The sequence below is a fragment of the Microbacterium sp. genome (genome assembly GCF_035556355.1).
GTDB lineage: Bacteria > Actinomycetota > Actinomycetes > Actinomycetales > Microbacteriaceae > Microbacterium.
The window spans coordinates 61,905-74,876 of the sequence record NZ_DATMFG010000041.1; the positions used below are offsets into that span (position 1 = coordinate 61,905).

Annotated in this window: 13 protein-coding genes; 12 read left to right on the top strand and 1 reads right to left on the bottom strand. The window is 71.1% G+C overall.

Translation table 11 applies throughout. From position 1 onward, the window contains the following. Nucleotides 1-2: 2 nt before the first annotated feature. On the top strand, nt 3-1,397 hold the full coding sequence (locus tag VNR19_RS11680; protein WP_325726925.1) for a dihydrolipoamide acetyltransferase family protein: 1,395 nt from the start codon (nt 3-5) through the stop codon (nt 1,395-1,397). Here VNR19_RS11680 and VNR19_RS11685 read toward each other — a convergent pair. Further along, entirely contained in the window at nt 1,345-3,159 is a 1,815-nt protein-coding gene (locus tag VNR19_RS11685) for a glycosyltransferase (protein ID WP_325726926.1), read from the bottom strand. The genes VNR19_RS11680 and VNR19_RS11685 overlap by 53 nt on opposite strands. Before the next feature lie 144 nt (nt 3,160-3,303). Between VNR19_RS11685 and VNR19_RS11690 the strand changes: the two genes are divergently transcribed. The 11 genes from VNR19_RS11690 to rpmG form a co-directional block, all read left to right on the top strand. Next, the gene (locus tag VNR19_RS11690) at nt 3,304-5,031 is read left to right on the top strand and encodes an acyl-CoA dehydrogenase family protein (RefSeq protein WP_325726928.1); all 1,728 of its coding nucleotides are present in this window, start codon (nt 3,304-3,306) and stop codon (nt 5,029-5,031) included. A 74-nt stretch (nt 5,032-5,105) separates the two neighbouring features. Next, nucleotides 5,106-6,092, top strand: coding sequence for a metal ABC transporter solute-binding protein, Zn/Mn family (locus VNR19_RS11695; protein WP_325726930.1), 987 nt, complete (start codon nt 5,106-5,108; stop codon nt 6,090-6,092). Further along, complete coding sequence (locus VNR19_RS11700) at nt 6,089-6,934, top strand: metal ABC transporter ATP-binding protein (protein WP_325726932.1); 846 nt, start codon at nt 6,089-6,091, stop codon at nt 6,932-6,934. Before VNR19_RS11695 ends, VNR19_RS11700 begins: the two co-directional genes overlap by 4 nt. Next, nucleotides 6,931-7,800: a metal ABC transporter permease gene (locus tag VNR19_RS11705; protein WP_325726934.1), complete on the top strand. Its 870-nt coding sequence runs from the start codon at nt 6,931-6,933 to the stop codon at nt 7,798-7,800. Before VNR19_RS11700 ends, VNR19_RS11705 begins: the two co-directional genes overlap by 4 nt. A gap of 72 nt (nt 7,801-7,872) precedes the next feature. After that, nucleotides 7,873-8,343 (top strand): Fur family transcriptional regulator, encoded by a 471-nt coding sequence (locus tag VNR19_RS11710; RefSeq protein ID WP_325726935.1) that lies wholly within the window; start codon nt 7,873-7,875, stop codon nt 8,341-8,343. A 133-nt stretch (nt 8,344-8,476) separates the two neighbouring features. Beyond that, nucleotides 8,477-9,460, top strand: coding sequence for a permease (locus VNR19_RS11715; RefSeq protein WP_325726953.1), 984 nt, complete (start codon nt 8,477-8,479; stop codon nt 9,458-9,460). Then, a complete protein-coding gene (locus VNR19_RS11720) occupies nt 9,453-10,337 on the top strand; it encodes a TIGR03943 family putative permease subunit (RefSeq protein WP_325726936.1) in 885 nt (294 codons plus the stop codon). The genes VNR19_RS11715 and VNR19_RS11720 overlap by 8 nt, the downstream gene beginning before the upstream one ends. Next, nucleotides 10,327-11,757 carry a hypothetical protein gene (locus VNR19_RS11725; RefSeq protein ID WP_325726938.1) on the top strand — a complete coding sequence of 477 codons (1,431 nt, stop codon included), beginning with the start codon at nt 10,327-10,329 and terminating at the stop codon, nt 11,755-11,757. The genes VNR19_RS11720 and VNR19_RS11725 overlap by 11 nt, the downstream gene beginning before the upstream one ends. After that, the gene (locus tag VNR19_RS11730; RefSeq protein WP_325726940.1) at nt 11,754-12,467 is read left to right on the top strand and encodes a DNA-3-methyladenine glycosylase; all 714 of its coding nucleotides are present in this window, start codon (nt 11,754-11,756) and stop codon (nt 12,465-12,467) included. The genes VNR19_RS11725 and VNR19_RS11730 overlap by 4 nt, the downstream gene beginning before the upstream one ends. A 151-nt stretch (nt 12,468-12,618) precedes the next feature. Further along, entirely contained in the window at nt 12,619-12,855 is a 237-nt protein-coding gene (gene rpmB / locus VNR19_RS11735; protein WP_184749656.1) for a 50S ribosomal protein L28, read from the top strand. Beyond that, the coding region (gene rpmG, locus VNR19_RS11740; RefSeq protein WP_325726955.1) for a 50S ribosomal protein L33 at nt 12,855-12,972 on the top strand (118 nt) is incomplete at its 3' end. The genes rpmB and rpmG, both read left to right, overlap by 1 nt.

A 12,972-nucleotide genomic window follows, 5' to 3' on the forward strand; every position in this document is an offset into this window, starting at 1 on the left:
CTATGACGACGCAGACCTTCGTGCTCCCCGACGTCGGCGAAGGACTCACCGAGGCCGAAATCGTCTCATGGCGCGTGGGCCCGGGCGACCGTGTCGCCGTGAACGACGTGATCGTCGAGATCGAGACGGCGAAGTCGCTCGTGGAGCTCCCGTCGCCGTTCGACGGTGTCGTCGGCGAGCTGCTCGTCGACGAGGGCACGACGGTCGCCGTGGGTGCGCCGATCATCACGATCGTCGCGGAGGATGAAGCGACGAATGCGACGGCCCCGAGTGCGGCGCCCGTCACGGTCGGCCAGACGGAGCACGGAGCGCCCGCCGAGCCGCCCGCCGGCGAAGGGTCGGTGCTCGTCGGCTACGGCACGGGCGGGCACGTGCAGTCTCGCCGCCGCGCGGTTCGACAGGCTCACCGGGAGCGGGTCGCGGCATCCGTCGGTGTCATCGCGAAGCCGCCCATCCGCAAGCTCGCGCGCGACCTCGGCGTCGACCTCGCCGACGTCGTCCCGACCGGACCCGCGGGCGACGTGACACGCGACGACGTGCTCAAGCACGCCGAGCAGGCGAGCGTGTTCCGCAACATCCAGACGCCCGACTGGGGCACGGTTCGCGAAGAGACGATCCCGGTCGAGCGCGACGCCGGAGCGGCATCCGCGACGCCCGTCATCGCGCCGGCCGCGCCGACCCCTCCCGCCGACGAAGACCGCGAAGAGACCATCGAGGTCAAGGGCGTGCGCAAGGCGACGTCGTCGGCGATGGTGCGCTCGGCGTACACCGCGCCGCACGTGTCGGTGTGGACCGACGTCGACGCGACCCGCACGATGGAGCTCGTCAAGCGGCTCAAGGCGTCGCCCGACTTCGCCGACGTCAAGGTCTCGCCGTTGCTGATCATGGCGCGCGCGGTCATCTGGGCCGTGCGCCGCACGCCGATGGTCAACGCGGCATGGGTCGACACCGACCATGGCGCCGAGATCCGCGTGCGCCGGTACGTGAACCTCGGCATCGCGGCGGCGACTCCGCGCGGACTCCTCGTGCCGAACATCAAGGACGCGCAGGACCTCTCCATGCGCGACCTCGCGCGCGCGCTCGAGAAGCTCACGCTCACCGCTCGCGAGGGCAAGACGCAGCCGGCCGATCAGCAGGGCGGCACGATCACGATCACGAACATCGGCGTGTTCGGCATGGACGCGGGCACCCCCATCATCAACCCCGGCGAATCGGGCATCGTCGCACTCGGTACGATCCGGCAGAAGCCGTGGGTCGTCGACGGCGAGGTGCGTCCGCGCTATGTGACGACGGTGTCGGGGTCGTTCGATCACCGCGTGATCGACGGCGACGGCATGTCGCGGTTCATCGCGGATGTCGCCTCGATCCTCGAAGAGCCGGCGCTGCTGCTCGACTGATCTTCGGCCCGCCCACCACCCGCCGCGCGAAGTCGATCGCGCGACGGGGCAGGGAGCGGCGATCCGGATGCCGCAGCCCCGCGTCCACCGACACGGTGCCGTCTTTCGTGCGGATGAGGAACGTCGTCCGTACGGCGTCGCCTCCGAGCCGGCCCGACTCGCGCTCCGGCACGCGCGCGTACAGCAGCGGCCCGGATCCGCGCATGAGCGCTCGCGTCGCGAAGCCGCGCGGTGACATGAGACGCACCTCGACCGCGGGCGCCGACCGCACATCGCGCAGCATGCCCGTGACGATGTAGCGCCCGCGCCGCATCCGCACCCTCACTCGGCGCAGCGCGCCGTCGTCGACCGGGGCACGCCGGGAGTGCCGTTCGACGGCGTCCCGCTCGATGCCCGCCCAGAGTTCCGCGATGCCGGCGTCGTCGTACCGGCGCGCCGTCTCGCGGGCGTGCTCCCGCATCGTGGCGAACGCGTCGTCGTCCTGCGAGCACACGTGCGCGAGTGCGGCAGCCGCCGCCTCGATGTCGCCCTCGGGCACGAGGCATCCGTTGCGGCCGTCGTCGACGACCTCCGCCGGTCCGTACGGGATGTCGTACGCGACGGGGAGGCTCCCGACCGCCATCGCCTCGAGCAGCGCGAGCGACTCGCCTTCCGACCGGCTCGTGACGAGGGTCCACGCGCCGCGATGCAGGAAGTCGTGCACGTCCTCGCGGTAGCCCGCGAACCGCACCGCGTCACCCAGGCCGAGCCGCGCGGCTTCGGCTTCGAGCACCGCGCGGCGAGGGCCGTCGCCGACGACGTCGGCCGTCACCGGGATGCCGCGTTCGCGCACAGCAGCGATGATGCGCAGTGCGTGCTCGATGCGCTTCGCGCTGCTGAGGCGCGACACGATCACTCCGTGCAGCCGGTCGGGCGGCAGCCGAGGCACGTCGGGCGGAACCGCGACGCCGTTCGGTGCCACCACGAGGTTGCCGGGATCGCCGAGCAGCTCGATCGCGGCCGCGCGTTGGGTCTTCGTGAGGAACGCCACGGCGTCCCATCGATGCAGGTTCTCGAACACGGAGCCCCGCGCCGCCGTGAGGCGGCCCCGCCGGTCCGTATGCGCGCCGTGCACGACGTGGATGAGCGTGACGTTCGGTCGCCGGTAGTGCTGCAGTCGGGCGGCGGCGGTCTTGCTGTCGACGATGGCGACGGCGGGGGAATCCCCGAGCAGCTCATCGAGCCACGCGAATCGGAACTCACGAGCCGACCGCCACTGCCCGGTCGGATGGCCGGAGCGGTCCAGCGACGTGATGAGGCGCCGGCCGCCGCGGCGGTGCTCGTCGACCACGGCCGTCGTGCCGTCTCTTCGCCGGTGCTCGACCCGCGTCACCTGGTCCTTCTCGATCCAGCGGACCACCGAGCCGGAGTCACAGCGGGCCTCTTCGTCAGGTGCTCGCCGCATCGCCCCAGGCTGCGGAACGCCCGGCACGGCGTCGCGGTCGACGTCGCGGAAGTGCTCATAGATGTTGAGGATCCGGATGCCGTCGCACAGCGCGCCGCGCTCGCGCAGCCGCTCGCGCACGGCCGGGTAGTCGGGCCGCTCGTCGAACGTGACGACGTCGACGTGGACGCCCGCGGCGCGCCGGAAGGCCCGCGAGCGGTGGAGGAGCGCGGCTGTCATGCCGCCGTACTCGTCGGGGATGCCCCACGTCACGGCGAGGTGCCGGACCGCCGGAAGAGAGACGGGCCGACGAGGGTGGTGCTGGACGGGGGAGACCATGGCATTGGCAGGTTAGGCGCGCGGAGGCGGCGCCTGGCGGGGCTTGACGCCGCGCACTCCGCGTGCACGGTTGCGCGAAACTCAACAGTCTTGGAACCGCGTCCCGCGTATCATGATCCTCAGTCCCACGCTTGAGGAGCTTTCATGGCCGATGCAGCCTCGTACACCCCGCCCGTCGACGACTACGCGTTCCTGTTCGGCGAGGCGTTCGGCCTCGACGTCGTCTCGCGTGCGACGGGCGGCGAGCTGACCGCCGACGACGCGACCGAGATCATCGCGGGCGCCGGCGAGTTCGCGGCATCCGTCCTGGCGCCCCTCGAGACGGTCGGCGACCGCGTCGGCGCACGTCTCGAAGACGGCCAGGTGCGCCTCCCCGACGGATTCGCGGAGGCCTACAAGCGGTTCGTCGAGGCGGGGTGGATCACCGCCGAAGCGCCCGTGTCGGCGGGCGGCGACGGCCTGCCGGGAGCGATCCGCGCGGGTCTCGGCGAGATCTGGAACGGATCGAACGCGGCCTTCGCGCTGTGCTGGCTGCTCACGGCGGGGCAGATCCACGCGCTGGATGCCGTGGCATCCGACGACATCCGCGAGACGTACCTCACGAAGCTCGTGTCGGGCGAGTGGACCGGCACCATGAACCTCACCGAGCCGGATGCGGGAACCGACCTGGGTGCGATCCGCGCGACGGCGACGCAGCGCGAGGACGGCAGCTGGGGCATCCGCGGTCAGAAGATCTTCATCACGTGGGGCGACCACGACATCGCCGAGAACATCGTGCACCTCGTCCTCGCACGCACGCCGAATGCCCCCGAGGGGGCGAAGGGCCTGTCGCTGTTCGTCGCACCGAAGTACCTCGTGAATCCCGACGGCAGCCTCGGTGGGCGCAACGCGATCACGACGGTCTCGATCGAGCACAAGCTCGGCATCCACGGGAGCCCGACATGCGTGCTCTCGTACGAGGATGCGACGGGCTACCTCGTGGGCGAGGTCGGCGGCGGGCTCGCGGGCATGTTCGTCATGATGAACTCCGCCCGCGCCGGCATGGGCTTCCAGGCGACGGGCATCGCGGAGCGCGCCTACCAGGGCGCCGCCGCGTACGCCGCCGAACGCGTGCAGGGTCGTGTGCTCGGCCGCGAGGGTCGCGCGACGATCGCGGAGCACCCCGACGTGCGTCGCCTCCTGCTGTCGATGTCGAGCAAGATCTTCGCGATGCGCGCCCTCGGCGTGTACGCGGCCGATCTGCTCGACCGTGCCGAGCGCGACCCATCCGAAGCGGCGCTCGCCGAGTTCTTCGTGCCGATCCTCAAGGGCTGGACCACCGAGGACGCGGTGCAGACGACGAGCGAGGCCATCCAGGTCTACGGCGGCATGGGCTTCATCGAAGAGACGGGCGCGGCGCAGCACTACCGCGACATCCGCATCACGCCGATCTACGAGGGCACGACGGCGATCCAGTCGAATGACCTCATCGGACGCAAGCTGCTGCGCAATGGGGGTTCGACCGCCGAGGAGCTCTTCACGCGCATCGATGCGACGATCGCGCAGCTGCGCGGACTCGACGGGCCGGATGCCGCACGCACCGCCGATCGCCTCGAGCGGGCGGTCGCGGCGGCGCGTCGTGCCACGGCCGACCTCCTCGGGTTCGCGGAGTCGCCGCGCGACGCGTACGCCGTGAGCGTTCCGTACCTCCTGCTGCTCGGCACGCTCGCGGGCGGCTGGATGCACGGGCTCGCCGTCGCGGCTGTGCTCGGTCGCGAGACCCGAACCGAGGCGGATGCCGCCCGCATCACGTCCGCGGACTTCTACGGGGCGCACCACCTGCCGCGGGTGCACGCGCTCGCCGAGACGGTGGCCGCGGGCGAGATCGCCTGACCGATCCCGCTCACGCCGTGGCTCTCGTCCATCCTTTGTTGATAACGATTATCAGTAGCGTTAGTATTGCGGGCATGCGCACGGATCGACGTCTCGCCGCCGTGGCCGGAATGGCCGCGGCATCCGTTCTCGTCCTCGCGGGCTGTTCGAGCAGCGGGGCGGATGCCTCCGACGGCCGCATCGCGGTGGTGGCTTCCACCGACGTGTACGGGCAGCTCGTCGAGCAGATCGGCGGCGAACGCGTCGACGTGACCTCGATCGTGTCGTCGGCGAGCGGTGACCCGCACGAGTTCGAGCCGAGCGCCCGCGACCAGCTCGCGGTCTCGCGCGCGCAGCTCATCGTCGAGAACGGCGGCGGGTACGACTCCTTCGTCGACGCGCTCATCGAGTCGAGCGGCAGCGACGCCGATGTGCTGACCGCCGTCGAGTTCTCGCAGGCATGGGAGGGTCGCGCCTCGCACGACGACTCCGACGACGGCGAGCACGCCGATGACGAGCACGCCGACGGGCACGGCCACGATCACGAGCACATCGAGGGGTTCAACGAGCACGTCTGGTACGACGTGCGCGCGATGGCCGACCTCGCGCTCGGCATCGCGTCGAGGCTCGAGATGCTCGACCCCGACAACGGGGGCGTCTTCCGCGAGAACGCCGCCGCGTTCACGGCAGAGGTTGAGACGATCGAGGCGCAGCTCGCCGAGATCGACGCGGCCGACGGCGGCGCGGGGGTGTTCGTCACCGAGCCCGTGCCGGTCTACTTCGTCGAGGCAGCCGGACTCATCGACCTCACGCCCGCGGCGTTCAGTGAGGCCGTCGAAGAGGGACAGGACGTGCCGCCCGCGACGCTCCTCGAGGCGCTCGACCTCATCGCGAGCGGCGAGGTGCGTGTCGTGATCGTCAACACGCAGACGGGCGGGGCCGAGACGACGCGGGTCATGCGCGAAGCCGACTCACGGGGAGTGCCCGTCATCGAGTTCTCCGAGACCCTCCCCGAGGGCCAGACTTACCTTTCGTGGATGCAGGCGAACGCGACGGCGCTGGCGAAGGCGCTCGCCGGATGAGCGGAGCCGCCCCATACGTGCGGAACGACGCGGATGCCTCGCCCCTCAGCATCCGCGGAGCCGCTCTGCGTCGCGGCGACCGTGAGCTGTGGAGCGGCCTCGACCTCGACGTGCAGCCGGGCGAGCTCATCGCGGTGCTGGGCCCGAGCGGCTCGGGCAAGACGACCCTGTTGCGCGCGATCCTCGGCCTCGAGCCGCTGAGCGCGGGCACGATCACGGCTCTCGGCGAGCCCGTGCGCGGCAGGGGCAACCGCCGCATCGGGTACGTGCCGCAGCAGCGCCCGCTTCCGCCCGACACCGCCCTGCGAGGCCGCGACCTCGTCGCGCTCGGTGTCGACGGGCACCGGTTCGGGTTCCCGTGGCCGCGCCGCGGCGACCGCGCGCGGGTCGACCGGCTCGTGCACGAGGTGGGGGCGGATGCGTTCGCGAACCGGCCCGCCGGCACGCTGTCCGGCGGAGAGCAGCAGCGCCTCCGCATCGGGCAGGCGCTCGCCGACGATCCGCGACTGCTGCTCTGCGACGAGCCGCTCACGAGCCTCGACCTGGCGAACCAGCAGGCGGTGGTTGGCCTCATCGACCGGCATCGGCGCAGCGGCGCATCCGTCTTGCTCGTGACCCACGACATCAACCCGCTGCTGGGCAAGGTCGACCGCATCCTCTACATCGCGAACGGGCGGTTCATGCTCGGCAAACCGCAGGAGGTGCTGCGCTCCGACGTGCTGACCGACCTGTACGGCGCGCATGTGTTCGTGCTGCGGGCGGGCGACCGGCTGGTCGTCGTGGGTGCGCCCGATGCCGAGGAGTCGCATCACCATCACGCGGACGGCGAGGCCACCGCATGAACTGGGGCGACGTGTGGGACGCGATGTTCGGCGGCCTGCCCTACTACGGCGAGATCCTCGCGCTCGTGTCGAACTCGGTGTGGGCGGGCGCCGTGCTCGGGCTCGTGGGCGGGCTCATCGGGGTGTTCGTCATGCAGCGCGACATGGCGTTCGCGGTGCACGGGATCAGCGAGCTGTCGTTCGCCGGCGCCGCCGCGGCGCTGCTCATCGGGGCGGACGTCGTCGGCGGATCGATCGTCGGGTCGCTCATCGCGGCCGGGATCATCGGATGGCTCGGCGCCCGCGCCCGGGACCGCAACTCGATCATCGGGGTGCTGATGCCCTTCGGGCTGGGCCTCGGCATCCTGTTCCTGTCGCTCTACAGCGGCCGCAGTGCGAACCGCTTCAGCCTGCTGACCGGCCAGATCGTGTCGGTGCAGTCCGACCAGCTCGGGTGGCTCATCGTGATCGGCGCGATCGTGCTGCTCGGCATTCTGCTCATCTGGCGCCCGCTGCGCTTCGACTCGCTCGACCCGCAGGCCGCCGCCGCGCGGGGCGTGCCGACGACTACGGTGTCGCTCGGGTTCATGCTGCTGCTCGGACTCATCGTCGCGGTCGCGGTGCACATCATCGGCGCGCTCCTCGTGATGGCGCTGCTCGTGACGCCCGCCGCCGCCGCGATGCGCGTGACCGCCGGACCGCTCGCCGTGCCGGTGCTGTCGGCCGTGTTCGGCCTCGTCTCGGCGGTCGGGGGCATCCTCCTCGCGATCATGGGCACGCTCCCCGTGAGCCCCTACATCACGACGATCTCGTTCGCGATCTACGTCGTGTGCCGCGTTATCGGCGCACGGCAGGGTCGCGTGATGAGGGAGCGCATGCACGCGTGACGGATGCCGCGGCATCCGCCATGGGAATCGCGTCCAGGCTCGCGCTCAGGCCCCGCCGGTAGACTCCGGGGCATGTCTGATCGGTCCGGAGTGCAGCGCGCCCACGCGGCGCCGGCACCCGCGAACCCGGTTCCGCAGCGCACGACGTGGCAGCGCGAGCGCGTGCGCGAGGCGCTCGCCGACGCGCGCGGCTTCGTGAGCGCGCAGGCCCTCCACGCGACGCTGCGCGAAGAGAACACGGGCATCGGACTCGCGACGGTCTACCGCGCTCTGGCCGGCCTCGCCGCTCTCGGCGAAGCCGATTCGCTGCAGAGTCCCGAAGGCGAGAACCTCTATCGTGCGTGCGAGTCGCCCGGACACCACCATCACCTGATCTGCCGTTCGTGCGGACTCACGGTCGAGATCGAGGCGAACGACGTCGAGCAGTGGGCGCGGCGCACCGCCGAGCAGCACGGGTTCATCGACGCCCAGCATGTCGTCGACATCTTCGGGCTGTGCGAGTCGTGCGCGCAGGCTCGGGCCGGCGAGCGTGACGCGGACTGATCCCTCGGGGGTCGCTGGGCGAGGAGCGCAGCGACGGGACGAAGCGCTGCGACGGGACGCTTCGTCTCGCTCCGCTCGCTCAGCGACCGGAGGGAACTCGGGTCGCTCAGCGACCGGCGGAACAGCCCGCGGGCTGATCTGGATCGGAGTCGGCGTCGCTTTCGTCGCACTCCTGTTCGCGATCGACGCCGTCGCACCGACCCTCTACGACGCCTCGCTTCCCACACGCGCCCAAGACGGGTTGACCCTCGCGCTGAGCGTGCTCATCGAGTCGCTGCCCTTCGTGGTGCTCGGGGTCGTGCTGTCGATCGTCGTGCAGGTGTGGGTGCCGCCGGGCGTCCTCGAGCGCTGGATGCCCCGCCGCGCGTGGGCGCGCCGCATGGTGCTCGCGCTGCTCGGCATGTTCATCCCGGTGTGCGAGTGCGGCAACGTGCCGTTCGCGCGCGGCCTGCTCATGCGCGGGTTCACGGTGCCCGAGACGCTGACGTTCCTCATCGCCGCCCCGATCGTGAACCCGATCGTGATCATCACCACCCATCAGGCCTTCGGGTTCGACGACGGCATCCTCATCGCGCGACTGCTCGGCGGCTACGCGATCGCGAACCTCGTCGGGTGGCTGTACAGCCGGCATCCGTCGCCTGACTCCCTGCTCACCGAGCGGTTCCGAGACACGTGCGCCCTTCGGCAGGCTCAGGGACCGGGTGTCGGCGCCCGCGGTCATTGGAACCGCACCCTCGCCCAGTTCGTGATCGAGCTGCGTGCCGTGATGCCCGCGCTCATCATCGGCTCGGCGCTGGCCGGAGCGGTGCAGGTGCTCGTGCCGCGCGACACGCTGCTGGCGATCGGCTCGAACCCGGCGCTGTCGATCGTCGCGATGATCGCGCTCGCGATGGTCGTGTCGATCTGCTCGAACGTCGACTCGTTCTTCGCGCTGTCGTTCGCGTCGACGTTCACGCCGGGCTCGATCGTCGCGTTCCTGCTCGTCGGGCCTCTCGTCGACGTCAAGATGCTGGCGCTCATGCGCACGACCTTCACGTGGCGCACGCTCGGCGGCATCGTCGTGATTGTGGTGCTCGCCGCCTTCGCGATCGGGACGGGGGTGAACCTCCTTGTCTAGGCCGCACGCTCTCGCGACGCGCTGGCTCGGCGTCGGCCTCGCGACGGTGCTCGCCGTCGTGACCCTCGGCCTCGGCCTCACCGGCCGCCTCGGCCTCTACATCAACCCCGAGTCCGCGTGGTGGGCGATGGGCATGGCCGTCGTGATGCTCGTCGGCGCGATCGCGAGTTTCGCCCTCCCGCTCGGCGCCGAGGATGAGAGCCACGACCACGATCACGGCCACGGTGCCGCCCCGGTCGCCGGGCCGTTCTCGGTCGCCGATTCGTCCCCGGTCGGCGAGCCCTCCCCGGTCGCCGAGCCTGTCGAGGCGTCGACCCTTCGGCAGGCTCAGGGGCCGCGCACGGCTCAGGGACCGCACCCCGCTCAGGTGCGGCACGCCGCAGCACTCGTGGCGACGGTGGCCGGCGGGGTCGTCGCATCCGGCGTCGTCCTGACCGCCCTCGTGCTGCCGCCCGCGACGCTGTCCGCCGACCTCGCGATGTCGCGCGATATCGGCGCTGCTCCTCTGTTCGCGGGGGCGGATGCCGTGACCCTCGCGGCATCCGGAGACACGACGACGTTCGGGGTCGGCGAGTGGGCGACGGTGTTCGCGACGGCGACGAACCCCGAGACCTTCGACGGCGACGCGGTCGAGCTCACCGGCTTCGCGACGCCCTCCGAGGACGGCGACTTCACACTCACGCGCCTGGTCATCACGCACTGCGTCATCGACGCGCAGCCCGCGGGACTGCCCGTCGTGACCGATGCGGCGGTGCCCGAGACGGGGCAGTGGGTGAGCGTGAGCGGGACGGTGCGCGCGACGTCCGACGGGCGCCTCGTCGTCGACGCCCGATCGATCGAGCCGATCGACGAGCCCGGAGACCCGTATGAGTACTGACACTCCGACGCGGCGCACCCGATCGCGCGAGCGCCGCGGACGCTCGTTCGCGCTGACGTTCCTCGCGGTCGTCGGCGCCCTCGCGGTGCTCGGCATCGGCGGCGCGGCGGCCAGCGTGCTGCAGGGACCGCGGGTCACATCGGTCGAGGTCGATCCCGAGGCGGCGGTCGCCGCATCCGGATCCCGGCTCATCGTGACGACGACGCAGGCGCTGCAGGAGGTCGATCCGTCGCAGGTCACCGTCGAGCCGGCGACTCCGTTCGCCGTCGACACGTCGGGCCGCAGCGTCGGCGTGCGGTTCACGCTGCCCCTGTGGGACGACACCGAGTACACGGTGACGTTCCGCGACGTGCGCGGCACCGCCGCGGGCCCGGCGGCGACGTTCGAGCACAGCTTCCGAACGCCGCCCGAAGAGGTGTTCCTGCTGCAGCGCGGCGAGGCGAGCGACACGATCTTCCGCACCGACCTCACGGGAGAGCATGCCGAGCCGGTCTTCACCCACGAGCACATCGAGGACTACCGCGCGACCAACGAGCACCTCGTGATGTCGGTGCGCACCGAAGACGACGAGCCGCAGCTCATCGTCACCGACCACGACGGGCTCAACGAGCGCACGCTGCCCCTGCCGGGCGACGGGTTCATCACGAACCTCCAGAGCGCCGATCGCGGCGACCTCATCGGCTACACGTTCTCGGCCGCCGACCTGGGTGCCGAGGGCGGGCTCGAGAGTGCGCTGTTCACGGCATCGCTGAAAGACAGCGAAGCGGATTCCGCACCCCAGCCCATCGAGGTCGAAGGGGCCGACCCGCGGGTCGCCGAATTCCGGTTCGTGCCCGACACCGACAGCATCCTGCTGCTGTCGTTCGACGGCTCGCTCCTGCTCGCGGCACCCGACGGGCAGGCCACCTCGCTCGGCATCGCCAACGGCATCGACGGCATCGCGCGCGGGTCGTCGCATGCGATCGTCGACCGCGCCGAGGGCGTCGTCGTGATCGACCTCACCGACGGCACCGAGGAGCCTCTCGTCACACCCGACACCGTGCTCGGCCCGGCGAGCTCGATCCTCCCGCTTGCGACGGGCGGCACCGCGCGCTCCTCGGCAGTGCTGACGCCCGAGGGGCTGCCCACCGGGATCACTTCGGTGGACCGCGTCGCCGACGACGGCGTGACCCGCGCGCTCACGTCCGTGTCGTCGAGCGACGGCCTGCTGCAGACGTGCGTGTCGCCGAGTGAACGCCACCTCGCGGTGCTCGTCGCACCCGACGCCGTCGACAACCCCTACGACACGTACCTGCTGCCGCTGCCGCAGCGGGTCGAGACACACGTCTTCGACATGACCTCCGACGATCCGGAGGGTGCGGACGAGCTCGTCGCTCTCGCGGGATCGTCCATCTCGTGGTGCCAGGTGCCGCCCCAATGACCCCGATCGCCACCGGCGCCGACGCCGTGCGCCCCGCCGCGCGCGACGACCTCCTGCCGCTGCCGCTCGAGGTCGCTCCGCGCCTGCTCGGCGCCGTGCTCGAGACCGTCGTCGACGGCGAGCTCGTCGCCGTGCGGCTGACCGAGGTCGAGGCGTACCACGGTCGGGGCACCGGCCCCGTGCCCGACCCCGGCTCGCACGCGCGCATGGGTCGCACTGCGCGCAACGCGACGATGTGGGGAGAGCCCGGCCACCTCTACGTCTACTTGAGCCACGGCATCCACTCGTGCGTGAACGTCGTGTGCGGTCCCGAAGGGGTTGCCGGCGGTGTCCTGCTGCGGGGCGGCGAGGTGATCGAGGGGGCGGATGCCGCAGCCCGCCGCCGCCCGGCCGCGCGCACACCCCGCGACTTCGCCCGCGGGCCCGGTCGTCTCGGCGATGCGGTGGGGCTGCGGCATCCGCTTCACGACGGCATCGACGCGGTCACGGGCGAGCCGCTGCACGGCGCGGTCGCACGCCTGTCGCTGCGCGAGACCCCGCTCGAGGAGTTCGAGCGGGGTCCGCGCGTGGGTGTCGCGGGACACGCGGGCGGACCGGCGTTCCCGTGGCGGTTCTGGATCCCGGGCGATCCCACGGTGTCGGCGTTCCGCTGGGGTCGCGGAGCCGGGCCGGCGGCGGTCGGGGCGGATGCGGCATCCGTGCTAGACTGACTCTTTGTCTGCGCGCACTCCAGCGCGTAGTTCGTACTCACAATCCCCGCATCCGGTCCCTGAGCCTGTCGAAGGGTCGCACGGGTGTGAGTGCAGACAAGGGATCTTGGGTGGGGCCGTCCGGCTTCACGGTACAGAGGAGACAACCACCATGGCAGCAGTGTGCCAGGTGACCGGCGCGGTTCCCGGCTTCGGTCACAACATCTCGCACTCGCACCGCCGGACGAAGCGCCGCTTCGACCCGAACGTGCAGAAGAAGACGTACTACGTTCCGTCGCTCGGCCGTAAGGTCACGCTCAACGTGTCCGCCAAGGGCATGAAGGTGATCGACGCCCGTGGCATCGAGTCCGTCGTGAAGGACCTCATCGCGAAGGGTGTGAAGCTCTGATGGCGAAGAAGGCTCAGGACGTTCGTCCGATCATCAAGCTGCGTTCGACCGCCGGCACGGGCTACACCTACGTGACGCGCAAGAACCGCCGCAACAACCCCGACCGCATCGTGCTCA